General features: G+C 40.0%; 21 protein-coding genes and 3 pseudogenes. 15 read left to right on the plus strand and 9 right to left on the minus strand.

What is annotated here, in order from left to right; translation table 11 throughout:
- The first annotated feature begins 405 nt into the window (after window positions 1–405).
- From AAC155_RS16035 to nqrM, 8 genes are all read left to right on the plus strand, one after another.
- Window positions 406–1,749, plus strand: coding sequence for a Na(+)-translocating NADH-quinone reductase subunit A (locus tag AAC155_RS16035; RefSeq protein WP_113043295.1), 1,344 nt, complete (start codon window positions 406–408; stop codon window positions 1,747–1,749).
- 4 nt (window positions 1,750–1,753) lie between these two features.
- The gene (locus AAC155_RS16040) at window positions 1,754–2,992 is read left to right on the plus strand and encodes an NADH:ubiquinone reductase (Na(+)-transporting) subunit B (RefSeq protein ID WP_113043296.1); all 1,239 of its coding nucleotides are present in this window, start codon (window positions 1,754–1,756) and stop codon (window positions 2,990–2,992) included.
- Window positions 2,985–3,782: a Na(+)-translocating NADH-quinone reductase subunit C gene (locus AAC155_RS16045; protein WP_113043297.1), complete on the plus strand. Its 798-nt coding sequence runs from the start codon at window positions 2,985–2,987 to the stop codon at window positions 3,780–3,782. Before AAC155_RS16040 ends, AAC155_RS16045 begins: the two co-directional genes overlap by 8 nt.
- A complete protein-coding gene (locus AAC155_RS16050) occupies window positions 3,775–4,404 on the plus strand; it encodes an NADH:ubiquinone reductase (Na(+)-transporting) subunit D (RefSeq protein ID WP_112878723.1) in 630 nt (209 codons plus the stop codon). Before AAC155_RS16045 ends, AAC155_RS16050 begins: the two co-directional genes overlap by 8 nt.
- A 7-nt stretch (window positions 4,405–4,411) precedes the next feature.
- Window positions 4,412–5,008 carry an NADH:ubiquinone reductase (Na(+)-transporting) subunit E gene (nqrE, locus tag AAC155_RS16055; RefSeq protein ID WP_112878722.1) on the plus strand — a complete coding sequence of 199 codons (597 nt, stop codon included), beginning with the start codon at window positions 4,412–4,414 and terminating at the stop codon, window positions 5,006–5,008.
- Between the two features lie 15 nt (window positions 5,009–5,023).
- Window positions 5,024–6,250: an NADH:ubiquinone reductase (Na(+)-transporting) subunit F gene (gene nqrF, locus AAC155_RS16060; protein WP_113043298.1), complete on the plus strand. Its 1,227-nt coding sequence runs from the start codon at window positions 5,024–5,026 to the stop codon at window positions 6,248–6,250.
- A gap of 79 nt (window positions 6,251–6,329) precedes the next feature.
- The gene (locus AAC155_RS16065; RefSeq protein ID WP_113043299.1) at window positions 6,330–7,358 is read left to right on the plus strand and encodes an FAD:protein FMN transferase; all 1,029 of its coding nucleotides are present in this window, start codon (window positions 6,330–6,332) and stop codon (window positions 7,356–7,358) included.
- 13 nt (window positions 7,359–7,371) lie between these two features.
- Window positions 7,372–7,599 (plus strand): (Na+)-NQR maturation NqrM, encoded by a 228-nt coding sequence (gene nqrM, locus AAC155_RS16070; protein WP_113043300.1) that lies wholly within the window; start codon window positions 7,372–7,374, stop codon window positions 7,597–7,599.
- A 351-nt stretch (window positions 7,600–7,950) separates the two neighbouring features.
- On the opposite strand, the gene AAC155_RS16075 is transcribed toward nqrM, so the two are convergent.
- From AAC155_RS16075 to AAC155_RS16085, 3 genes and pseudogenes are all read right to left on the minus strand, one after another.
- Window positions 7,951–8,352 carry a DUF1240 domain-containing protein gene (locus AAC155_RS16075; protein WP_113043301.1) on the minus strand — a complete coding sequence of 134 codons (402 nt, stop codon included), beginning with the start codon at window positions 8,350–8,352 and terminating at the stop codon, window positions 7,951–7,953.
- A complete protein-coding gene (locus AAC155_RS16080) occupies window positions 8,342–8,761 on the minus strand; it encodes a hypothetical protein (RefSeq protein ID WP_228903204.1) in 420 nt (139 codons plus the stop codon). Before AAC155_RS16080 ends, AAC155_RS16075 begins: the two co-directional genes overlap by 11 nt.
- Before the next feature lie 131 nt (window positions 8,762–8,892).
- Window positions 8,893–9,297, minus strand: a pseudogene (locus AAC155_RS16085) (hypothetical protein); the annotation flags it as partial.
- 1,201 nt (window positions 9,298–10,498) lie between these two features.
- Between AAC155_RS16085 and AAC155_RS16090 the strand changes: the two are divergent.
- Window positions 10,499–10,664, plus strand: a pseudogene (locus AAC155_RS16090) (RNA-guided endonuclease TnpB family protein); the annotation flags it as partial.
- Window positions 10,665–10,704: 40 nt separating this feature from the next.
- Here AAC155_RS16090 and AAC155_RS16095 read toward each other — a convergent pair.
- Window positions 10,705–10,821: pseudogene (locus AAC155_RS16095) on the minus strand (transposase); the annotation flags it as partial.
- Window positions 10,822–11,465: 644 nt separating this feature from the next.
- On the opposite strand from AAC155_RS16095, the gene AAC155_RS16100 reads away from it, so the two are divergent.
- From AAC155_RS16100 to AAC155_RS16125, 6 genes are all read left to right on the plus strand, one after another.
- A complete protein-coding gene (locus AAC155_RS16100; protein ID WP_262405173.1) occupies window positions 11,466–11,636 on the plus strand; it encodes a beta-ketoacyl synthase N-terminal-like domain-containing protein in 171 nt (56 codons plus the stop codon).
- Window positions 11,630–13,555, plus strand: coding sequence for an aminotransferase class III-fold pyridoxal phosphate-dependent enzyme (locus tag AAC155_RS16105; protein ID WP_262978105.1), 1,926 nt, complete (start codon window positions 11,630–11,632; stop codon window positions 13,553–13,555). Before AAC155_RS16100 ends, AAC155_RS16105 begins: the two co-directional genes overlap by 7 nt.
- 129 nt (window positions 13,556–13,684) lie before the next feature.
- Window positions 13,685–14,173, plus strand: a complete 489-nt coding sequence (locus tag AAC155_RS16110) for a hypothetical protein (RefSeq protein WP_113043302.1) — start codon at window positions 13,685–13,687, stop codon at window positions 14,171–14,173.
- 107 nt (window positions 14,174–14,280) lie between these two features.
- Entirely contained in the window at window positions 14,281–15,150 is an 870-nt protein-coding gene (locus AAC155_RS16115) for a dihydroorotate dehydrogenase (RefSeq protein ID WP_113043303.1), read from the plus strand.
- Between the two features lie 17 nt (window positions 15,151–15,167).
- Window positions 15,168–15,917 (plus strand): creatininase family protein, encoded by a 750-nt coding sequence (locus AAC155_RS16120; protein WP_113043304.1) that lies wholly within the window; start codon window positions 15,168–15,170, stop codon window positions 15,915–15,917.
- 927 nt (window positions 15,918–16,844) lie between these two features.
- Window positions 16,845–16,982, plus strand: coding sequence for a hypothetical protein (locus tag AAC155_RS16125; RefSeq protein ID WP_158536582.1), 138 nt, complete (start codon window positions 16,845–16,847; stop codon window positions 16,980–16,982).
- Between the two features lie 654 nt (window positions 16,983–17,636).
- On the opposite strand, the gene AAC155_RS16130 is transcribed toward AAC155_RS16125, so the two are convergent.
- Genes AAC155_RS16130 through aroA form a run of 5 tightly spaced genes read right to left on the minus strand, consistent with a single transcriptional unit; the run spans window position 17,637 to window position 23,550 of the window.
- Window positions 17,637–18,425, minus strand: a complete 789-nt coding sequence (locus AAC155_RS16130) for an SDR family oxidoreductase (RefSeq protein ID WP_113043305.1) — start codon at window positions 18,423–18,425, stop codon at window positions 17,637–17,639.
- 32 nt (window positions 18,426–18,457) lie between these two features.
- Complete coding sequence (locus AAC155_RS16135; RefSeq protein ID WP_113043306.1) at window positions 18,458–19,639, minus strand: Bcr/CflA family efflux MFS transporter; 1,182 nt, start codon at window positions 19,637–19,639, stop codon at window positions 18,458–18,460.
- A gap of 13 nt (window positions 19,640–19,652) precedes the next feature.
- Window positions 19,653–21,398 carry a thiamine pyrophosphate-binding protein gene (locus tag AAC155_RS16140; RefSeq protein WP_113043307.1) on the minus strand — a complete coding sequence of 582 codons (1,746 nt, stop codon included), beginning with the start codon at window positions 21,396–21,398 and terminating at the stop codon, window positions 19,653–19,655.
- Between the two features lie 3 nt (window positions 21,399–21,401).
- Window positions 21,402–22,181: a phytanoyl-CoA dioxygenase family protein gene (locus AAC155_RS16145; protein WP_113043308.1), complete on the minus strand. Its 780-nt coding sequence runs from the start codon at window positions 22,179–22,181 to the stop codon at window positions 21,402–21,404.
- A gap of 19 nt (window positions 22,182–22,200) precedes the next feature.
- The gene (gene aroA, locus AAC155_RS16150; RefSeq protein WP_113043309.1) at window positions 22,201–23,550 is read right to left on the minus strand and encodes a 3-phosphoshikimate 1-carboxyvinyltransferase; all 1,350 of its coding nucleotides are present in this window, start codon (window positions 23,548–23,550) and stop codon (window positions 22,201–22,203) included.
- Window positions 23,551–24,773: the final 1,223 nt, after the last annotated feature.

The following is a 24,773-nucleotide window of genomic DNA, read 5'->3' on the forward strand; positions in this document are numbered from 1 at the left end:
ACTACCATAATAGCGACGTAGCGGACTGACTAAAAATTTAGCTTAAGATTGCCATGAGTTATCGACTTTGTGAATAGAAAATGACGATGATAACTTTATCACTACAAAGTGATTGTTAGGTTAAAATATAATCTGTTGTCGGTAAAGGTGATATAAATATTCGTTTTTTGCGAACTGTTAATGGTTCAGCGCCAAAATTATTCCTGTTTGCTTGAACTAAATCACTTGATTAGTCAGACAGTCTAAGAAGGGAGATGTTAAAATTGCCGCCCGGAGATTAACAGAAAATCGTAATAATTATCACCTGGGCACGCTTCGTGACTTAAGGGGCTTTTTATAGAGTAGCTATGTTACCACCAGGTAATCTGTAGCATATGATTTAATTGATAAACTTGTGCAAATCTTATGATTAAAATTAAAAAAGGACTCGACCTCCCGATTGCAGGAGCGCCTGCTCAAGTAATAGAAGACGGTCCGACGATTCGCCATGTAGCACTGTTGGGTGAAGAGTATGTTGGAATGCGTCCTTCTATGTTGGTTAAGGAAGGTGAGCATGTTAAGAAGGGCCAGATTCTTTTTGAAGATAAAAAGAATCCAGGCGTGGTTTTTACCAGTCCGGCCTGTGGGCAGATTGTGGCGATTAACCGTGGTGAACAACGTATTTTGCAGTCAATTGTGATTGAGATAACGGGAGATGAACAGGTTGATTTTGACCGTTATGATCGTTCCCAACTTTCTCAGTTATCCCGAGAACAAGTGGAAAAGAATCTGATTGATTCTGGGTTATGGACTGCACTGCGTACCCGTCCTTACAGTCGAACTCCTGCTCCCGGCTCCTCGCCAAAAGCAATTTTTGTAACCGCGATGGATACTCAGCCTCTGGCTGCAAATCCACAGGTTATTATTGCTACCGATGAAGAGGCTTTTGTTGATGGTCTGAATGTGCTGACTAGACTGACCGAAGGTAAAGTCCATGTTTGCCATAGTGCAGGAAGCTTGCCGAGTGTCGGCAATAATGCACAAATCACTTATAATCAGTTCTCTGGTCCGCACCCTGCGGGATTAGCTGGAACTCACATTCACTTTATTGAACCCGTCAGTGCGACTAAAACGGTATGGCACCTGGGATATCAGGATGTGATTGCTATCGGAAAATTATTCACTACCGGTACACTTTATACTGATCGTGTCATTGCACTGGCCGGTCCACAGGTTGAGAAACCCCGTCTTATACGTACTTGCTTAGGGGCTGATCTGCTTGAGTTAACTCAGGAGCAGCTTAAAGAGGGTGAAAACCGTATTATTTCGGGTTCCGTATTGTGCGGTACTCAGTCAGATGAGGTTCATCACTATCTTGGTCGTTTCCACACTTTGGTTTCCGTTTTGCTTGAAGGTCGCGAAAAAGAGCTATTTGGTTGGATAATGCCGGGTATCGATAAATTTTCAATCACCCGCACCACCATTGGTCATTTCCTGAAAAATAAGCGCTTTGCTTTTTCAACGACAATGAATGGTGGTGAACGTTCTATGGTACCAATCGGTAACTATGAGCGTGTTATGCCTTTGGATATCATGGCAACCCATTTACTGCGGGATCTGCTGGCGGGTGATACCGATAGTGCTCAGGCACTGGGTTGTCTGGAGTTAGATGAGGAAGACTTAGCGCTTTGTACCTATGTCTGTCCTGGCAAGTATGAATATGGTCCGGTACTGCGTGAAGTGCTGACTAAGATTGAGCAGGAAGGATGATTTCATGGGCCTGAAAAACTATTTTGAAAAAATTGAGCACCATTTTGAGCCCGGGGGCAAATTAGAAAAATATTATCCGTTGTATGAAGCGGTAACGACGATTTTCTATACACCGGGTACAGTAACTGCTGGCCGTGCCCATGTCCGTGATGCTATCGATCTAAAGCGCATGATGATCATGGTATGGCTGGCGGTATTCCCGGCAATGTTCTGGGGAATGTATAACGTTGGTCAGCAGGCGATTCCTGCGTTGTATCATTTATACAGTGGCGCAGAATTACAACAACTTTTGGCATCTGACTGGCACTATCGGGTTGCTCAGTTTTTGGGGGCGTCACTGACACCGGATGCGGGTTGGAACAGTAAAATGTTGCTTGGTGCAACTTACTTTTTGCCCGTTTATATCGTTGTATTTGTGGTTGGCGGCTTCTGGGAAGTGCTGTTTGCCCTTATCCGTAAGCATGAAATTAACGAAGGATTTTTCGTTACTTCTATTTTATTTGCGTTGATTGTTCCACCAACTATTCCTCTGTGGCAGGCGGCGCTGGGTATTACATTCGGTGTTGTCATTGCGAAAGAAGTATTCGGTGGTACAGGCCGTAACTTCCTGAACCCGGCACTGGCTGGCCGTGCTTTTCTGTTCTTTGCTTATCCGGCACAGATTTCGGGAGATTTAGTCTGGACTGCGGTTGATGGTTTCTCAGGCGCGACTCCGTTATCTCAATGGGCGGCTGGTGGTAGTCAGGGATTAGTGAATACCGTTACCGGTCAGTCTATTACCTGGATGGATGCTTTCATTGGTAATATTCCTGGCTCTATCGGTGAAGTGTCTACTCTGATGATTTTCATCGGTGGTGCAATTATCCTGTTTACCCGCATTGCTTCATGGCGCATTGTCGCCGGGGTGATGTTAGGTATGGTTGCAGCTTCCTACTTATTTAACGCTATCGGTTCAGATACTAACCCACTGTTTGCTATGCCGTGGTATTGGCATATGGTTCTGGGGGGTTTTGCTTTTGGTATGATTTTTATGGCGACCGATCCAGTGTCTGCTTCATTTACCGATAAAGGTAAATGGTGGTACGGCGTTCTGATTGGTGTAATGTGCGTTCTGATCAGAGTTGTTAACCCGGCATACCCGGAAGGTATGATGCTGGCGATTCTGTTCGCAAACCTGTTTGCGCCATTGTTTGATTATCTGGTAGTGCAGGCCAATATTAAGCGGAGAAAAGCCCGTGGCTAATGATAAACCAAAAAATAATGACAGCATCGGCAGAACATTTATCGTTGTTTTTGTGCTATGTCTCGTTTGCTCAATTGTGGTAGCAGGTTCTGCGGTAGGGCTGAAATCTCAGCAACAGGAACAAAAATTGCTGGATAAACAGCGTAATATCCTCGATGTTGCGGGGTTACTCAATCCACAGATGAGTGCCGATGAGGTTAAAGAAGCGTTCAAAAGCCGCATTAAAACTGAGTTATTGAATCTGGAGACGGCAACGCTTGAAAGCAGTCAGAGCAAGTTTAACCTGAACGATGCGTTGCGCAGTGATGATACCAGTATTGCATTACCACCTGAAAAGGATTTGGCGAAAATTCGCCGTCGCGCCAATATGGCCGAGGTCTATCTGGTGAAGAATGAACAGGGTAAAACTCGCGAAATCGTTCTGCCTATTTATGGTTCTGGCCTGTGGTCTGTTATGCATGCTTTTATCTCCGTTGATGTAGACGGCAAAACGGCTCGCGGTATCACTTATTATTCACATGGCGAAACGCCGGGATTGGGGGGAGAAGTGGATAACCCACAATGGCGTAAAAAGTGGATAGGTAAAAAACTGTATAACGATGAAGGCAATCCGGCGATCAAAATTGTTCGTGGCGGGGCTGCTGCCGATGACCCTTATGGTGTTGATGGCTTGTCTGGTGCGACTCTCACCTCTGCCGGTGTCCAGAATATGTTTAATTTCTGGTTAGGGGATAACGGTTTTGGTCCGTTCCTGAAAAAAGTACGCGAAGGAGCGTTGAAAGATGGCTGATAGTAAAGAAATAAAGCGAGTCCTTCTTGGGCCACTCTTGGATAATAACCCGATTGCATTGCAGGTTCTGGGGATTTGCTCAGCGCTGGCGGTAACAACCAAGTTAGAAACGGCGTTGGTAATGACAATAGCGGTAACATTGGTTACTGCCTTTTCCAGCTTTTTTATCTCGTTGATCCGTCATTACATCCCTGGCAGTGTGCGAATCATCGTCCAGATGGCTATTATTGCATCACTGGTTATCGTGGTAGATCAGATTTTGCAGGCTTATGCTTATGAAATTTCCAAGCAGTTGTCGGTATTTGTTGGCCTTATCATTACTAACTGCATCGTGATGGGACGTGCGGAAGCCTATGCGATGAAATCTCCACCCATTGAGAGCTTTATGGATGGTATCGGTAATGGTCTGGGTTACGGTGTTATTTTGGTAATGGTTGGTTTCCTGCGTGAGTTGTTTGGTTCCGGCAAACTGTTTGGAATTACTGTGATGGAGTCGGTACAGAATGGCGGTTGGTATCAGCCTAATGGTTTGTTCCTGTTAGCCCCTAGCGCGTTTTTCATTATTGGTATGCTGATTTGGGGTCTGAGGACTTTGAAACCGGCTCAGGTTGAGAAGGAGTAATGACAGCATGGAACATTTTATAAGCCTGTTTGTTCGCGCCGTTTTTATTGAGAATATGGCGTTGGCTTTCTTCCTCGGTATGTGCACTTTTTTGGCCGTATCGAAAAACGTCACAACGGCGTTTGGTCTGGGTATTGCCGTCACGGTGGTTTTGGGGATCTCTGTTCCTGCCAACAACCTGGTGTATAACTTGGTATTGCGTGACGGTGCATTGGTTGAAGGGGTTGATCTCAGTTTCCTAAACTTTATTACTTTTATTGGCGTGATTGCTGCATTAGTTCAGATTCTTGAAATGATCCTTGATCGTTATTTCCCTTCACTCTATAACGCGCTCGGCATTTTTTTACCACTGATTACCGTTAACTGTGCAATTTTTGGTGGTGTCTCTTTCATGGCGCAGCGTGATTATAGTTTTTCGGAATCCGTTGTATATGGTTTTGGCTCAGGTATAGGCTGGATGTTGGCGATTGTTCTGCTAGCTTCTATCCGTGAAAAAATGAAATATGCTGATGTTCCGGCAGGGCTGAAAGGATTGGGGATCACCTTTGTCACTACGGGTTTGATGGCATTGGGTTTTATGTCCTTCTCTGGTGTGCAGTTATAAGGGCGAGAAGCGTTCATGGATATAATAATTTTAGGCGTAGTGATGTTTACCCTAATTGTGTTGGTACTGACGGCGCTGATTTTGTTCGCAAAATCAAAGTTAGTTAACACTGGGGATATTAGGGTTGAAGTTAATGGTGATCCGGAAAAGAGCTTTACCGCTCCTGCCGGTGATAAATTGCTAAATATGTTGTCAAGCCAGGGGATTTTTGTCTCTTCTGCTTGTGGTGGTGGTGGCTCTTGTGGTCAGTGTCGCGTAAAGATTAAAGATGGCGGTGGCGACATTCTGCCAACAGAACTTTCTCACATTAGTAAACGTGAAGCGAAAGAGGGTTGCCGTCTGGCTTGTCAGGTCAATGTAAAACAGGACCTGAAAATTAAGTTACCGGAAGAGATATTCGGTGTTAAGAAATGGGAATGTGAAGTTATCTCCAACGATAACAAAGCCACTTTCATTAAAGAGCTAAAATTGAAGATCCCTGATGGGGAAGTTGTGCCTTTCCGTGCAGGTGGTTATATCCAGATTGAAGCGCAGCCACATATTGCTCGTTACGAGGATTATGATGTGCCGAAAGAATACCGTGAGGATTGGGATAAATTTAATTTGTTCCGTTTTGTTTCTGAGGTGAAAGAGCCAACAGTTCGTGCTTACTCAATGGCAAACTATCCAGAAGAACGCGGAATTATCATGCTTAACGTTCGTATTGCGACGCCGCCGCCAAAAAATTCAGAAGCGCCGCCGGGAATTATGTCTTCTTATATTTGGTCACTAAAGCCCGGTGATAAAGTGACTATTTCTGGTCCATTCGGTGAATTTTTCGCGAAAAATACTGATGCGGAAATGATCTTCATCGGTGGTGGCGCAGGTATGGCGCCAATGCGTTCTCATATCTTTGATCAGCTTAAGCGATTGAATTCCAAACGTAAGATTAGCTTCTGGTATGGCGCCCGTTCTAAACGTGAAATGTTCTATACAGAGGATTTCGATCAACTGGCGGCTGAAAATGAAAACTTTACCTGGAATGTAGCCCTATCTGATGCACTGCCAGAAGATAACTGGGATGGTCACACCGGCTTTATCCATAATGTTCTGTATGAGAATTATTTGAGGGATCATCCGGCTCCAGAAGATTGTGAGTTTTACATGTGTGGGCCTCCGGTTATGAATGCTGCGGTGATCAAGATGTTGAAAGATCTTGGTGTCGAGGATGAAAACATCATGTTGGATGATTTCGGTGGCTGATAGGCCATAAATAGTTTGATTTTTATGACTGGCGCCCACAATTTTGTGGGCGCTAACAATTTGGAAAGAGTAATTAACTGTGCGTAAAAAGATAAGTAGCTGGATAGCGTTAATATTTGCAGTACTGCTGCTGGCGGCATGCGATGGTCTGGAGCAGAAAAATATTCATGGGCAAACAATGGGGACTTACTATTCCATTAAATTTGTCACGGGTTCGTCGGCGCCTTCGCCAGAAGCTCTGCAAAAAGAGATAGATCGTTTGCTGGAAGAGGTTAACGACCAGATGTCGACATATCGCCCTGATTCTGAATTGAGTCGTTTTAATCAAAGCCGTCAAATTGATCGGCCATTCCCGGTATCAGCCGCGACAGCCAAAGTGGTTAAAGAAGCGATCTACATTAATAAATTGACGGATGGCGCGTTGGATGTAACGGTTGGCCCATTGGTTAATTTATGGGGATTTGGTCCTGAGGGGCACGTGACGAAAGCACCTTCTGCAAGCGAACTGGAAAAACGCCGTGAATGGACTGGGATTGATAAACTGGTGGTAGAAGGTAATAACCTGATTAAAACCGTTCCAGAACTGTATATCGATTTATCATCTATCGCTAAAGGTTATGGCGTAGATGTTGTTGCTGAATATCTGGAATCGCAGAATATCAAAGATTATATGGTTGATATTGGCGGTGAAGTCCGTACATCAGGCCATAGTGGTAAAGATCTGCCGTGGCGGATTGCGATTGAAAAGCCATCTGACACTGGCATGGCACAAAATGCTCAGGAAGTGATAATGCCTGGGAATATGTCGATAGCGACTTCTGGTGATTACCGTAATTACTTTGAACAAGATGGTGTGCGCTATTCACATACAATTGATCCAAAAACGGGGAGCCCTATTTCTCATAATTTAGTTTCTATTACAGTGATTGCTCCAGCTTGTATGAATGCTGATGGGCTTTCGACTGGACTGAATGTTTTAGGGCCGGAAAAAGGGATGAAAATTGCAGAAAATCTGAATATCCCGGTTTTTATGATTATAAAAACGAAAAATGGTTTTGAAGAGCGTTATAGTAAAGCCTTTGAGCCATACCTACAGAAAAATCAATGAGAAGGGGAAGGAAGTGCTAAAAATATTTATTGCCGCCTTCGTTTTTTTCCTGCTGGCTTTTGCGGGAATGTCGTTGGGCTATATGATTAAACGTAAGAGTATACAAGGGAGCTGCGGTGGTTTAAGCAGTATTGGCGTAGAGAAAGTATGTGATTGTCCAGAACCTTGTGATGCCCGTAAGAAACGTATGGCGCGTGAAGCGGCGCGGCAGGTTCAATTAGAGAAACATCGGATTATCTGAGTTTAACAAGTCTGCGTAATACTCCTTCTTGAATGCTAATTGAGAGCAAAGCGAATTTTTAGTAGGGGGATTTCGCGTAGTTTGAGATAAAGTAAATAAAAAGTAGAGATGCTAGTTTGATAAAATTCCCTTCACATTAAGCGGTTTACTGTGAAGGGTTTTTTAAATGCACACTCCGTTAATATAGGATTTAAAATAAAGTGAGCAACCTGAATTCATATAAATATGAAATTCAGATTATTTAATTGTACCTTTTAAAACTATTTAATCGACAGGGGTTAGTTTAATAAATCCTTGCGAAAAATAGATGCCAAAGTTACCCCAGTTATGAATAAATTAAATAAGATAATATTAATCACATAGCTTAATATCTTTTACATAGGTATTAGGTGACGCCCAGGATATTCTTTCACATACCAAATAATTCTCGCTTTTTAATTTGTAATCTACATAGAAAGATAGGGGAAAACTCGAAAAAAATGAGATGACAGTTATCATCCCAAAAAAGTTAATAAAATTATCGTGATATTTTGGGCAACGGCCTGTTATATTAAAAAAAATAACAAAAATCATGCTATATGAAAGCAGAGGAAAAGAAAAGAACATTATAAAAACAGGACCTGAGAATGTTATTTTATCTTCCATTTTAATTAAAGAAACTAAGTTTCCCCCAGTTAAAAATAAACCTGATAGCGCTAAAGTAAAAATAGCAAAAGCGCCAATGATATGCATAATCTTTTTTTTATTTACCATAATTCCCCCAGTTATGAAGAAATTGATTGAAATTAGCTTCTGGCGTTTTTGGTTTTCTTTCTATTTCTTTTTTGATCAAATTAATAACAGCTTCACTAATTTTGAATTTTTTATCTATAGAATCAAGTATAGATGCCGTTGCAATACCAACAGCAAGCATAATACCAGCCACAGCAATTACACTACCACCAGCCACAAAGAAAGCTGAGAGAACAGCCCCAATAACCCAAGAAGTAAAGGCTGCCACTGCTGCTTTTGCCATATCTACTGAAATATTTCCTAAGAAATCAGCCAGTGTGTATTCATCCTTAAAGATGTATTCAACCGCTCGATAAGCTGCGGAGAATAAGATATTGAATTTAACTCCCTTAACTATGCCACTATCTGTTCCCTGTTGCCCTATCCCCATAGATATACCCGTCGTCTTTCAAGTTGCCTCTTTGTTGGCTGCACTCGCTCACCCCGGTCACATAGTTACCTATGCTCCCGGGGATTCACTCCCTTGCCGTCGCGATGCATCTTGAAATCCATAGGGTATATAATCTTCATGTTAGAAGCACTGTATCTTGAAGCGGTGATGATTTTTCTAAGCCCCGCATGACCTGAAATTTTAATATATCTTTGCCCATTTTTGCCAACATACTCTGTGGCTTTAATCCCTAATTTTTTAAATTCTCCTACTACATTTATAAAGTCGAAAGCATCACGTATATTACCTGCATAGGGTGATATAGGATCGGCAACCGAAAACATTTTCTTCATAAATGGGCTTTTTGCTTTTGGAGAATCAATATCCTCTAAAACATCTTTCGCTTCCTCTAAGGATAGTAACGCAATATACGTTGTATTCTCGTTTAACTGTTTCTCAAAACCAATAGCATCAAAGAATTGATATTGGGGATTTAAGTGATTAATCCCAACATTACCTCTTAGAAAATCTCCCATATAGCCTTCCCAAGAGGGGCTGTGTCTTTTATGTGTCATCGTGAAGTTTCCTTTAATATTCTTAAAATCAAAAGTCGTCACATCGGTATTTAACGGACGGAGTTTCCGATTTGAGTATAACATCGTTGCGTAAAAAAAATCCAAATTGGTTACATAATAGCAAAAAGTTGGATAAGCGCAACGCCCATAGGTTCAAGTTACTTAAAGGTTTCAAACTGAGTAATGGAAAAAAGCCACACACTCACAAGTGATTTAACCTGACAAGACGGGAATAAATATAAGTGTGAAAATGATAAATAAATGCTTTAAATTCTGTTATCCCAACCATCGTTAATAAGTGAAACTATTAACTCGAACAGGTAAATAAAAGCCTATGAGCTTTAAAAAAGGTATTCGGTATTAAAATCACCTTTTTATTTACCTTTTTTTCGGGCAGAAACGCTTTTTTTTCAAGTTTAATCATCATGGTTTATCTTCATAAATCAGTGATTAAATAGTCTGATGATATAAAGATAGCCCTTTATGTTCTTTCAGATAATTCCTTATTTTTTAGGGTTTAAATCCGGCTAAATTAATCGTTTTACTATTTTTTATGGTTTCTTTGTAAAATAACGGCAAGAAAACACTTTAATATGAACCTATTTTAGATTATATTCTTTTTCTCGCTGATTTTTTCAATTTTCTTTTAATGTTTAATAGCTTTCGATTAAATGCGATTTACTATTTATCTGAAAAGTTAATTTATTGATTTAAATCGATCTTTTCTATAAAGCTTTAATCTCTTTATATTAGTGCTTTTAAATTTTCAGGTCGGTTAGATAAATGTAAAATAGACAGAGGGTTAGCATTGTGACAGATAAGCGCATTAAACATGCCAGAAAATAAAACCGTTTTTAGTCACGTTGTCTCTTTTTAAAATATGGTATTAATGGAGCGCCTATGTTTTTAATCTGTAATCTGATAAACGTTATTGTTCTTTTTCCATCATGAGGTTCACCCTATTAAACGTTTTAATATAATTTTATATTTTTGTAATTGGGTTAATCCAGTTCGACGAGCGGGGTGTGATTTTGTGAAACTATGTGATAATAATCAATATGTGAGATAAGTTGCACATTGATTGGAGGTTATTTTGACAATAACACGTTTACGTCAACATAAACCCGCGTAAAGACCTGAAGCCTTTGCTGGCAGTGGCAAAAAAATCCCGAAATTACCGCCGGTAGAAGCCCAGCTGCATCGTGAAATTAACGGGGAAGTGAAAAGCATGACAATCACTCGCATTGCAACAGGCAAGTATTTACGCCTCAATACTCTGCAATGACGGCATGGAAGCGCCAGTAAAGCCATCCCTGTTAACCCTTGTACCAGCGTTTTGACAGGATGACGCTCATCTTTATTTCCTTAGGTCAACTTAACTGCCAAAAGTTCACCACAATCATTGATAACCAGATGAAGTTTAAAGCCATAAAACCAGCCGGTACGGGTTTTCCCTCGCTGTGCGACACCCGTTTTACGGCGGGGAGCAGTCACATAACATTGATTTTAGATAACTATGGCATTCATAAAAGCCGGAAAGTGAGGGTATGGTTAAAGCAAGACGTTAATCAGATTACTTATTTAATAGTAATAATATATTAATTATTTTGGCTTAGCTCAAATATTTGGATTGATTCGTGGAGGTTTCTTTTTTTATTGCTACTTTTAAAATCGTCACTGTGTTTTTAGTCTCTGAGTAAATGACGCTAATTATCATTCCATGCGGGGTAGCCGGGCTATTAATTCCCGTTTTTTTACTCTGCATGTTCGCTTTCTCTGGTAGTCAAAAGTAAACGCTGTGTTATCCGACTAGTTTGCATGCAGAAGAGTGTGGAGTCTGCACAACGTTTTAATCGTAGGGCTTGCAATGGAAAGGTGAAGATTATGCGTGTTCAGTTAGGGCAATTATATGAATAGAAATTTTAATTTATGTATCAATAGCATACCTGTCATTCTTCATCTTTTATAGTTGCATAAGTAGAGCACAGCCTTTCTCTGGATCATGATCATTGTTGATTGGTTGAAAAGTTGAAACGCTATTTCTGATAAGCCGTTGATTGATGGAGTAACACCAAGCACAAACTTTGCCCTCTCCGTAATGAGGCTGGCTTAGCCAGAGGGTGGGGGTCATGGACCCTCAGCAACGGATTTGTCTGGAGGTTTGCCATAAGGCGCTGGAACTTAGCGGTTATTCCAGCGGGGCAGATGCAGGGCTCTGTTCAGTTTTTATCGGTTCTCGTCGGAGTACCTGGCAAGCCGATGTACCGACGCTGCCCCCTCTTCTGCTGACGCCATGCTGATGTTTGGTGGAAGTTCTGTAGATGCTTTGGCAACGCGTATGGCGTATAAACTCAACTGTTTAGGGCCTGCTGTCAGCGTAGGCACTTTTTGCTCAGGTTCACTAGTGGCTGTGCATATGGCTTGCAACAGTAAAACCGGTAGAGATCGTCTTCATTTTGAGGAAAGTGAGGTTGATATGAGTGATATTGAAATTATTCAGAGAGAAATAATCGCTATTTTTGCAGAAACATTTGGTTTACCGAAAGAAGAGATAGAACTAGAAATACCGTTGGTTGAATTGGGTGCGGAATCACTCTTGTTATTCGAAGCATTGGAGCCCATCCATAAACGATTTGGTATAAAACTTTCAGTGCGGCAATTTTTCGCAGAATTACAAACGGTTCGTCAACTCAGTGAATATATCTTGATGGCGGATAAAAATAAGGTTACGGCAGATAACCATTCGGTCACTCAACCCGCCTTGGCTGATCAAGAAAAAAGGTCTGAACAATCCGATACACCCAATATTCCACCGGTTAAGAAAGAACGCCTTTTCCAATGGATGTCAAGAAGTGCATCATCGATTGAATCTGAGGAGAGAAAAAAGTATCTGGCTTCATTCATATCTAAATATAACGAGCGAACGATTAAATCAAAAATTCATTCGGTAGCGGTACGTAAAAATATTGCAGATAGCCGTTCTGGAATTGGCTTTAAACCCTCCATAAAAGAGCTACTTTACCCGATTGTCTGCACCAAGTTTGCCGGCCCTGTTGTCAAGGATATTGATGGTAATGATTACATTGATATGACGATGGGGTTCGGTGCGCATTTGTTTGGCCATAGCCCACCCTTTGTAGTTAAAGCGCTCACTCAGCAAATAGACAACAGTTTTGGTTTGGGAACTCGGCATGAGATAGGTTTAGAAGTGGCTGAACTTATCAAAGAGATTACCGGCATGGATCGCGTTGCTTTCGTCAATAGTGGAACGGAAGCGGTGATGAATGCGGTTCGGGCAGCACGAACGCTTACTCGCCGTAATCATATTGTGCTCTTTTCTAGCAGTTACCACGGACATTGGGATGCCGTACTGGCTAGAGCTGGTGAATATGATGAAGTTAATGCGACAAAACCCATTTCGGTGGGTATACCTGAAAATATGGTTGCTGATGTTTCGGTGTTTGGGTTTGGCTCCAATGAGGCCATTGAGTTTCTCAAAACCAATAGAACCGATATCGCCGCGGTGCTGGTAGAACCTATACCCACGCGTGACCCAGGGCTTAGCAATCCAGATTATTTGCGACGTTTGCGTCAAGTGACCAGGGAGTTAGATATTCTGCTGATATTTGACGAAATCGTGACAGGTTTCAGAGTTCATCCAGCGGGTGTCCAGGGGTTATTCGGCATTGAAGCGGATATTGTGACCTATGGCAAAACGATAGGTGGTGGAATGCCTCTGGGCGTCATTACGGGTAGGAAGAATATGCTTGATTCGATTGATGGTGGAAACTGGAATTTCAACGATGATAGTTTCCCCGCAGCGGAGCCGACATTCTTTGGTGGGACCTATTTTCAACATCCGCTTTGCATGACCGCAGCGAAAGCCACTTTGCAGGAGATCAAGAGGCGAGGGGAAACTTTTACCAAAGTACTGACTCAGCGTACTGAATCATTTGTTTCACGTTTGAACCAACTGTTCTTAAGCCGTCGGGTTCCTATCGAGGCAAGATCGTTTTCCTCATTTTTTAGATTAATACATCGCGACAACATGGATTTGCTTTACTACAACCTGTTGATGAGAGGGGTTTATATCTGGGAATGGCGTTGCTGGTTTATATCCGATGCACATGATGACACTCATCTGGAAAAAGTTTATTTGGCATTTGTAGATAGCTTAGATGAACTTGAGGAAAACAACCTGCTTCCTCGATATAGCTAGAACAAACTGGCCTGTTGTGAGTGATAACTTATTGAATTATTAAGCATCCTATCTTCTGGCTGTGCCGAGTTCGATGCTCTGAAACGACGGCTCATAGTCTGTTGAGTAATGAAAATTAAGGGGAACGTTATGCCGTTGGCAAATAAAAGTGTTTTCATTGGTGGGCCGATTCAATTTGCAATTTGTGATAACGGTTTTCATGAGGAGTTGAGAACGACGATCCAACTGGCGATTAACACGGTTAAGGCACTGAATGGTAATGTATTTTCGGCGCATTTGACTGAGAAATTTGGCATTGATACACCCAGTTATACGCCAGATATGGTATCGAAACGGGATTTCCAATGGATGCGGCAGTGTGATTTTTTCATGCCCATTCTTCCGGTTCATCAAGGTGATGAATTACTGCGTACTGACGGTACACATATTGAACTTGGTTGGGCCTCTGCTCTGAAACGGCCCGTCTTATTAATCACTCAACTACCGATTGTGAATGGTGGTAGTCATTTGTTAAAGGGATTAGAGCATATTTGCAATTTGTCGAAATTGGATATTCACGATTTTCGTCAAAATCCGGGACAGATTGGCGAGATTTTCAGGAATTTTGCAGTTGAATAGCTATTGATCATCTTTTTGAGGATATACCGCCTTTCCATTGACTTTCTATTGAATTGAAAGGCGGGTTAATAGCGAGTTTGCTTGAATGGGTAATTTGTGGAGTTACGATGGAAAATCGAGTTATTGAATCAACCTATGATGTTTTAGGAATGAAGATAAAAAACCCAATTATTGTTGGGTCGGGTCTACTTTCTGATCAAGCTAAAAATATTCGCCAGTTTATCGCTCACGGCGCAGGGGCAGTCGTGACAAAAACGATTTACCCGCGCTCAGAAAAATTGCATACAGAAAAGACCTATTTGTTCAGTACAGGGATGCTGAACAATACGACGTATTCGAAGAAAACCGTTGAATATTGGTTAATGCTTCTCCGTGAATTTAAGGAAGAACAACTTCCGGTGATAGTTTCTATCCACGCTGAATCACCTGAGGCGTTAGGTTCATTGGCTGTTCGTATCTCGGAAGTGACCGATGCCCCTTTGGAGTTAGGCATTTCATGCTTGCATGCGGACGACTTCACGGAAGATACACCAGAACGAGTATTCAACTACACCAAAGCGGTGGAAGAGCGAACGGACACCCCTTTTGCGGTCAAACTCTCGCTTGGCGATAATTTGTATGGGCGTGTTCAAGCTGCGGTAGAAGGGGGGGCTGATGCGATAACGTTGAGCGATACCATTTCAGGCATTGCATTCGACACAGCGAATGGCGAAGCGCTGCTTAATGGGGTTTGCGGATACTCTGGGCCAGGGATCAAACCAATGGTGCTTGCCGCTATTTATAACCTGCGTAAGCGAGGGGTGACGATTCCAATACTTGGGTCGGGAGGCGTACAGGATGGCAATGATGTTCATGAATACCTACTGGCAGGGGCGAATACGGTGCAGGTTTACACCGCGCTTCATCGGCATATGTATAAAACATTGCAGCGCATTGTTCATGAATATACGCAAGTCATGACGTCAGAAAAAGTATGAGGAAAAAGGATAACATTATGAATAATAATAAAATTAGAGAATTTGCGGAACTGACCAGTGAGCAGGTCTTAGCCGCGGTTGAAGGTAAGACATTGATATGGCCGATTGGCGGGATTGAGCAGCATGGGCCTCATCTGCCGTTGAATGTGGATTCAGTGATCCCAGAAGCCTTTGCCCGCGTGTTGGCGGAGGATATTAATGGATTCACCTTGCCGGTACAGCCAGTGTCTGCCAGATCATTGCCACAAAGTGGGGGTGGACTTGAATTTCCTGGCACGATTTACCTAGACGGATCAACATTTACTGCTTATATCAGCCAAACAATTAAGAGCTTGTGCTCATTACCCTTTAAGCAACTGGTGATCATTAATGGTCATTTTGAGAATGAAGGTTTTATTTTCGAAGCGGTAGACGCATTACGGGCGGAGGGACATTTTAACGATCGTTCCGTTATCGTATTTAGCTGGTGGAGTTTGGTGTCTGATGACTGGACGCGTGAACATTTAATTGATTTTCCCGGTTGGCATGCTGAGCATGCAGGGTTAACAGAAACGAGTTTAATGTTGCATTTACGCCCGGATTTAGTGAGAGCTGAGCGACCTGATCACGATAAACCTCCACGTGCTGGGATCTATCAAGTGCCGATTAAAAAAGAATTTTCAACGAGAGGCGTTCTTTCTAAAACATCCGGTTCGAGTGCGGAGATTGGCGAACTCATTTTCGAGCATGTCAGGCAGCAAATATTGGAACTGGTTACTGCGGATTAATCAGTCGTAATATCGTTGTCTCTTTTCGATTTTGTTTTGGTTGCTGGGGAAAAATTTATTGCTTTCTATTATCAGGGTGCGCCTTAAAACTTTGTCTTTCAGGGGAAGATTATAAGGCGCAGTTTTCTGTATACCCGTGTTGCTAATATTTGCTGCGACGACCTGCATAAAGTCATCATGACAATCAGAAAAAACCACACCATGATTATCATTGAAGATTTAAAGGTGACCAATATGTTAAAGCTTAGATTTAAATATTAACGTTAGTAGATTGTAACTCAAATCTTAATCCAAGCGCTTTGACTATTTTCAAAATAGTTGTAAAAGTGGGATTTCCTTTTCCTGATAAAGCAGGTGTTAAGAAAAGCTGTTTTTGTCTATCAGTGTGGTTTTAAAATCGGGAAAGAAATGGTAAACGTATTATGAAAAAACAGGTAAAAACTTTAATCATCAAAGGTAAAAAGAAGTGGTTAAGATTCTTTTTCTGCGGATAAAAATTCGATGCTATATTAGCATTGGAAGAGAAAAAAACAGGAAAAGCAGATTTTAAGTTTATTTTACAGGGCTGTAAGAAGTTTACGGAAAATCAGAGATAATCGTTAAAGAAAGCGGATAAGATTTTAGGTTAACCAGATTAACAGCATTAAAAATGATTAAAGAAATATGCTTTAATTTTAATGTCATTAACACACCATTTACTCTCTCTGTTTTTTAAGTGTAGAAAAATGAATATAGAATTATTAAAGTAAAATTGAAAAAACCTAAGTATCAGTTTAATGGAAAGTATCAATTTAATGAAAATGGCATCGTTAAATACGAGGTGGAAAATAGAATTATTTACCGGTTCCAGATTCAGCTTATACCCTATGGATTTCAAGATGCATCGCGGCGGCAAGGGAGTGAATCCCCGGGAGCATAGATAACTATGTGACCGGGGTGAGCGAGTGCAGCCAACAAAGAGGCAACTTGAAAGATGACGGGTATATCATCTTTTTAACATGGTTCAGCTTATCTTTTTACTTGCATTTTCACTTCTGGACAATTGAAAATGCTTTTTATCGGTGATTAGTTAAGGATTGAAAAAAAACAGGTGCATTCATTAATGCCAGATTTAAAAAATACAGAGTGGCTAAAAACGGCTGACTCTCTGTCATATTTAATACATTTATCGGCAATGTTATCCTCCGATTATTTTACGTTTACTTAACCTGATACAACACTTTAAAAGTGATAATACGGAGCTATTAAAGATTTTATATAACTAACAGGAGGATATTCAGATGCTTTTTCGTTGTTATTTTACGAGAAAAGCTATAAAAATAACGCAATAAAAAATTAGGTAAAATGGTTAATTTAGTAGGATTTAAAATCTGAAAAATGAGTTGATTATCCGAAAAAACATAAAGGGTAACGACTTATTAAAACCACTCAAGATTGCCGGTCAGTATTAGTGCGCGTTGGGAAATAATGGATAAAAAAGAATGAATGATTAAACAGATAAGTGATTATTATGATCAGTAAAAATGAATAGCGGGTATGATTAAACTTAACAGAAAGCAGACATCGAAAGTGGTAAAAATACCGATTAAAATTTTATACCGATTAATTCCAGTGAATGCCATTTTCAGTATGAACTGTGACTGATTTTTTGTTCAGGCACATCAAGGTGCCTGTCACAATTTCACGTTCACTGTTCTGAAAACTCACGACATCATTTGGCTAAAAGACACCGGGATAAGCGCCTCCGTCGATAAGAATATTTTGTCCTGTTATATAACCGGCATGGGTACTACATAAAAATGCACAACAGGCTCCAAATTCTTCTGGAATTCCAAATCTTCCTGCGGGAATTTTCTGGCTACGTTGCATTGCCATATTTTCCGGTGAATCACCATATCTTAATGCTTTTTGTTTAAATGTTTGTCTCAAGCGCTGAGTCTCGAATGCTCCGGGTAATAGATTATTTATAGTGACATTATTTCTCATCAATAAATGAGATTTTGCCAAACCACTAACGAAAGTTGTTAGCCCACCTCGTGCTCCATTTGATAATCCCAACTCATTTTGAGGTGCTTTAACTGTACCAGAAGTAATATTAATGATGCGTCCAAAACTACGGTCAGCCATTTTATTGATCACTGCTTGGATCAGAGTTATTGGTGTAAGCATATTGGTGTTAATTGCCTGATACCATATATCATGACTCCATTCAGAAAAATGACCTGTTGGCGGCCCTCCTGCATTTGTGATAAGGATATCCACCATAGGTGAAGCTGTTAACACTGCCTCTTGTGTTTCCGGTTGAGTTATATCACCCGATATCCATCTTATCGACACGGCTGAATTTATCTCTTGCAACTGTAGCGCTGCCATTTCCAATTGTTCAGTTCGTCGTGCGTTAATAACAACATTTACACCTTCTGCAACTAACGCCGCTGCGCAAGCAAAGCCCAGACCTTCGCTGGCTGCACATATAACAGCCCAACGCCCCGTTATTTTAAGATCCATATTCTCTCCATATAAGAATAGTTCTACAAACATCAGTTTTCTGTTTCAGACACCCAATACTGGGTACAAGCTATTAAAATGAAACAAATCAGAGCAAGAGCAAAAAGTCCCCACATCAAGCCAGTCGCAGTCGTTGTATGACCACTGGAGAAAAACCATAATACAATAGCGGCTCCGGCCATTTTGAGTGCCCCCTGCAAAGCGCTACCCGTTCCTGATAATTCAGGATGACCATGTAAACTTATCCCGAGTAATAAAGGGGAAGATAGCCCACATCCCAACCCTATTGCTAAACTATAAATAATGATGAAGCCAATTGATAATATCTGAGTGAAGTGAATAAAAATGAGCGCTATTACCGTGAATGACAGTAATAATGGCAAAGATATTTTAAGAATGTATTCAGGTGTAGCGTGTGATAATCCTTTTTTTGTTAACAATGAACCTATTACAATTCCAGCGGAATAGATTATAAACAAATATCCGTTCTGTGATGACGATAACCCAAATTGGGTCTGGAATACGAAAGGACTGGCAGTAAAATAACCAATGGTAATGGCAAATAAGACAGCAGAGACAACACTGTATACAACAAAATTAACATCTGATAATAAAATTCGAAAACCAGCCAGTCTACCATTGCGACTTGATCTCATCGGAGATGTTTCCGGCAGTGTCATTTTGACAAAAATCGCACCTAATAACATCATGATGGCTAACGCGATAAAATTAAATTTCCACGGCAGATACTCTGTGATATATCCCCCAATAATGGGGGCAAAAGCAGGAGAAACTTGTGATGCCATAGAAAAAATTGCCAGTGATTTTGATAATTCCGTCTTATCCCTAAAAGTATCGCTGAGTATTGCTCTACTAATAACTGGGCATCCACCTGCACCAATTCCCGTCAGGAGTCTGAATAATGAAAGTGTGTGAAATGATTCTGCGGTAGAAGTTAGATAGTTACCAACAGCAGAAAATAATAAGGAAAATATGATTACAGGAATACGCCCGTATTTATCAGAAAGTGGGCCATAAAAAATCTGAGATACTGCAAAACCAAGGAGATAATAAACAACCAAGCTCTGTGCCTGATTGTCTGTTATTGCGAGCGCTATTTTTATAATGGGAAGTGCTGGATTATAGAGGTCTATAGAAAACAATCCGAGTACTAAGATAACGCACGAGTTGATGATAATGAGTTTTGATCTCATGCCATTGCTCCTTTCATACAAGAGGGAGTGTTTTTATGCGTCCGTTGTATTCCTTATTTGGCGTAGCGTGTTGACTATCACATTTGATTTCAATCAAAAAAGGGGCGTTTTGCTGCATAATCCCGGCTAGGCATTCCTGTAATTGTTCAGGAGAATTCACGCAAAAGCTATTTACCCCTAATCCCTTAGCCAGTTGACACCAATCATAATTAGGAATTTTCGTCAGATCCGCTCTGTTATCTTTATTATTAAAGTAGCTTGCGGCATAAGAAGCATTGTTGAAGACAATAAAAAGTATATTACGATGGTATTTTGATGCAGTGGCTAACTCCATTCCCTGCATTAACATACAACCATCACCTGTGATTACCATACATTTCCTGTCCGGTGCTGCGAAGCTAGCGCCTATTCCGGCTGGAATACTCCAGCCCATAGGCCCGAGTGTAGTAGCGGATAAGTATGCTTCAGGTCTGCGGGCGACCCAATAATGACCAAAGAATGAACGATGCGCACCAGAGTCTACACTGACAATTCCATTTTCTGGGAAATGTTCTTGGAGAATATTGATATAGGATGCGGGGTGTCTTTCTGCATCACCTGTTGCACTAAAATCAATAGGAAAATATTTGGGAACGGTACTGAGGTCTTTTATCCATTTTTCCCGTGTTAGGCATCCAGCTATGAGCGTATTATGGTAATACTCGCCAAGAGTATCCAGAAAAGCACTGCTATTTGCAGTAACCCCACAAGTAATATCAAGGTATTTACCAAGATATTCAGGATTTGTATCAACCTGAATAGTTCTACCAGAAAGTTGCAATTCTGGAGACCAGAGCATTGTGCTCCATTGGGTTGTATCTACCCCCAATAAAATAATGCCCTCCAATCCCGGATCTTTAAATGCTTCAATAGCTCTGGGGCTACCTGAATAACCATAAATACCGAGCGACAGAGGATGATCCTCTGGAAATATCCCTTTACCACTAAGTGTTGTTGCTACTGGAAAATGATACTTTTCTGCAAATGCTAACAACATATCAGCAGTTTCAGATGTTTTACTGCGTAACCCCGCGAGAATAATGCAATTATGATTTTTACTTATGAATTGTCCAAGTTCAGGCGAACATATTTTATTAATATCTACTGGGCGATTTTTCCAGGAATCAGAAACAGTTGAACTAATATCGAGGCGATTTCCATCATATTCATTTAAAATTTCCTTACTTACTCCCAGATACACTGGACCTCTTTCAATTCCTTTCATTGCCCTGAGTGATTCTCTCAGAAACCGACTAATTGATTGACCCGCTTTAACTTCAAATGTTGCGCGAGTTACTGGAGAAAAAATCACTTGTTGATTAATCCCAGATTGGGTACTGTCCTGTAAAACATTGTGCATTTCCATTGTCGATGAAATTTGCCCAGCTAAAAGTAAAACAGGGAAATTATCTGTATAGGCAGAAGCTATACCTGTCAGAGTATTCGTAACACCTGGACCACCAATGACCAGACATATACCAAAATTGTCAGAGACACGGGCATATCCTTCTGCCATATAAGCAGCCCCCGTTTCACAGGCGGTAACTACTGGAGCAGGAAAAACATCTAATACTGAATCATTATCTTTCGGGTAACATTTCATGAATGCATTTATAAGCTTGCCTGGCACCATAAAGAGATGAGACGCACCTAACTGGCGTAGTTGCCTCAATATATAAGATGCTCCACTTTCTTTCTGCTTATGATCTAAATATGTCATCGTTCATAGCCCTATAAAGTGTATATTTTGTGTTTTCATTATTTTTAATGAATCTTGATGAAATGAGTCCGGGTATCGAACATTAGGCATATCTGCAAAATAAGGTTTTGGGCTTTTGGGTAAATAATCGGAAACATGCATACTATGTTGTGCTCGATCCCGAAGATATTGTAGGTATAGTTCATTATGTTGCTTTGATGCAGAAACTGTCCACTGTAACGCTAATTTTGTGTTATCAGGCGCTTTATCAGGATAAGTACTTCTGTGAGTTATTCTATTATCCCAAAGAATAAGATCACCAGCCTTACTCATGATCACTTTTTCGTATGCTTGCGGAGTATTTAGCATTTTCTTCACAGTGGTTTGATTCAGTCGATGAGAAAAAGGAATTAATGTTATTCCTCCTCCATACTCAGGATCATTATCCTGCAAATATATAGCACATTGCATAAATTGTAATGGTGCATATAGGTTGATTACCTCATCCGATAAAAAATACGCATCATTGTGCCAAGGAATATAAACACTCTCCCGAATAGTAAAATTAGGAAATAAAGAAAAAGATTTTCCAAAAATTTCCTTGATAACTGTAACTGATTTATCATTCAAAATAGCATGAAATACTTCAGTGTTTTTTAATATATCTGTTGGCAAAAGAGTAGAAAGATTATTTATGTTTGATGTTTCTTTATAAAAATTCCTGATAATTTCAATTTCTTCTTTTTCTATTGCTTCAGGTATTACAACATAGCCCATTTCCTGCATTTTTTCCTTGAAATTCATATTGATAACCTTATCTAAATTAATAAACCGATTCTGATTGGAAAATCATTTCTTTGAACGTAATACCAAGTTGCTCAAACTCTTTAAAGAAAGATGGGAATGAACAATGAACATCTTCATAACCATCAATAAAATTGGCTTGTTGGCAACGTAATGATGCGACAAATAAGGACATAAAAATACGATGATCCCCCCAACTGGAAAGCCTGCAATCTCCTGAATAGGATGATGTTCCATGAATTTCAAAACCATCATAAACACCATTTATAATCAAAGGCTGAATGTTGACACCCAACTTTTGTAATTCTTGTACCATTGCTTTTATTCTTGGCGATTTGTGAAGGCGGGTAATAGATCCGCCAGTAACTCTGAAACAACCATCGACATACATTCCTATTGAAGCCAGCGTAGGTACAATATTAGGGCAATTACTGACATCAAATTCATAACATCCAGTTAATGAACCTTTTCTATTAATCAACCTAATTTCGTTTTCCTGATCATTTCTAATAACATCCAATCCCATTTCTTCAATAAATGTCAGAATAGCCTGCTCACCTTGCAAGCTTTTGCTGTTGATATTTTTTAGTTTAAGGTCACATGGAAATAAAGTTTCTGCGGCAACCAAGTAAGAACACGAAGTATAATCACCCGTTATTGTATATTCATTAGGATGATATTCACCAGGAAATACCGTAATTTTGGAAAAGTTTTCATTATGCTGGAATTTGATGCCAGCTATAGTAAGAACCTCTAGTGTCTGCTGAATATATGATAATGATAAGATCTCTCCTTTGATTTTTATTGTAGTACTTTTTTTAGCAAGGGGAGCGGTGAAAAGAATTGCTGTAATAAATTGAGAACTAATATTTCCTTCGATTTCACACTCACCACCAATATATCCCCCCCAATTTATAAAAGGTGCTTTTCCGTTCATATGAACACTGGAGATATTTCCCCCTAAATCAGCAAGTGCATTCAATAAAGGCTTCATGACACGTGCTCTGAGAGTAGCATCACCAGAAATCACAGACGGTGTATCGCTATGGCAAGCTAAAGCAGTTATTACACGAAAGACTAATCCCGAACCGATAGCATCAATAACATTATTACTAGGTATAATTTTGCCACCAGTACCATATATAATTAATCGACTAGGCTCTTCAATAATTTTTGCTCCAATACTACGACATGCTTCCTTCATTGTGGCTGTTTCTGAACAACGCAAATCATTATTTATAATTGATTTTCCATCAGACAAACTGGCAGCTAAAATCGCGCGTTGGGTTTCTGGTTTCGATGACGGTATATAGGCAGAATGAAGTATATAGCTAGATGGACTAACTGCTAGGTATTTTACTAAAGACATAGGCTTTCCTTTTATCTTTTACTAATATAATAAGTAAATAAATCTTTGATTTAATAATTCCCTGATTCACATCTATGTGAAACTCAATAACAAACATGTTTATAGATTTCTACCAGTTTATTTTTTATAGCATCATTGCATTTCTCACTTATTTCTCATTATGTAAATTCGAATAATTCCATTTCATAACTATTAAACCATTCTTAATATAGTATTTCGTAAAATATATTTTTTCCAATTTCTTTTAGTTATCGGGTGATAACTATCTTTTATCAGTAAGTAAATTATTTAATTTAATTTGATATATAAAAAATATTTATATATCAAATGCAGTTAACTAACATATATATGGATTTAATTTTAATTAAAATTTATATTCATATAAACCGTTTAGAACGAGAGTGATATAAATATATTTTTATTATCACCATTGAATACTATTTTTGTATCCAGTGTAAAAGTCCTCGAAAATTACAAGTCAGGACTATTCATCGTTCCAAAAATATTGTTTCACATGCTCTTCCAGCACTTTTGTTGCTGTAAACCATATCATAGAGAGCCCTCGGCCTTTACCCAGATATTTTCTGGAGTAACAGGACTGGATAGTACTGTCCGTTGTAGAAAATTTTTGCCCATTGGTATCAGCCAATATCTTATTATCGATGAGATCCCCTCGTCTGAAGATGGGTAATGAGTGGATATTCCACGTTCCACAGGACCCCGATCACATAGTTATCTATGCTCCCGGGGATTCACTCCCTTACTGTCGCGATGCATTTTGAAATCCATAGGGTATAGAAAGCATACGTCGAAAGTGGTAAAAATACCGATTAAAATTTTATACCGCTTAAAATCCGATGTTAAAACAATGTGTTTTAATAACAGTTTAAACCCTGCCAATCATAAAGCCATCAGTGAAAAAACTTGAATATGTTAATGCTTATATAATCAGGGAAAATAAATAACAATATGAATGGATTAATCAGTTAATCTGTTTTCTTAAAGGGACTGGCTTTAATAACGTTTTCAATCGGTAAATAGATTTTCTCATAAAAAATCAAATAATTGATTGTGGAAAATTGGTATAAAACCCCAAAAAAATGATTTAAATTACAGTATCTGAGTCGGGTTACTTACAGCGTTATTATATACCCGTCATCTTTCAAGTTGCCTCTTTGTTGGCTGCACTCGCTCACCCCGGTCACATCGTTATCTATGCTCCC

This window comes from Photorhabdus sp. HUG-39 (assembly GCF_963878365.1).
Taxonomy (GTDB): Bacteria; Pseudomonadota; Gammaproteobacteria; order Enterobacterales; family Enterobacteriaceae; genus Photorhabdus; species Photorhabdus kayaii.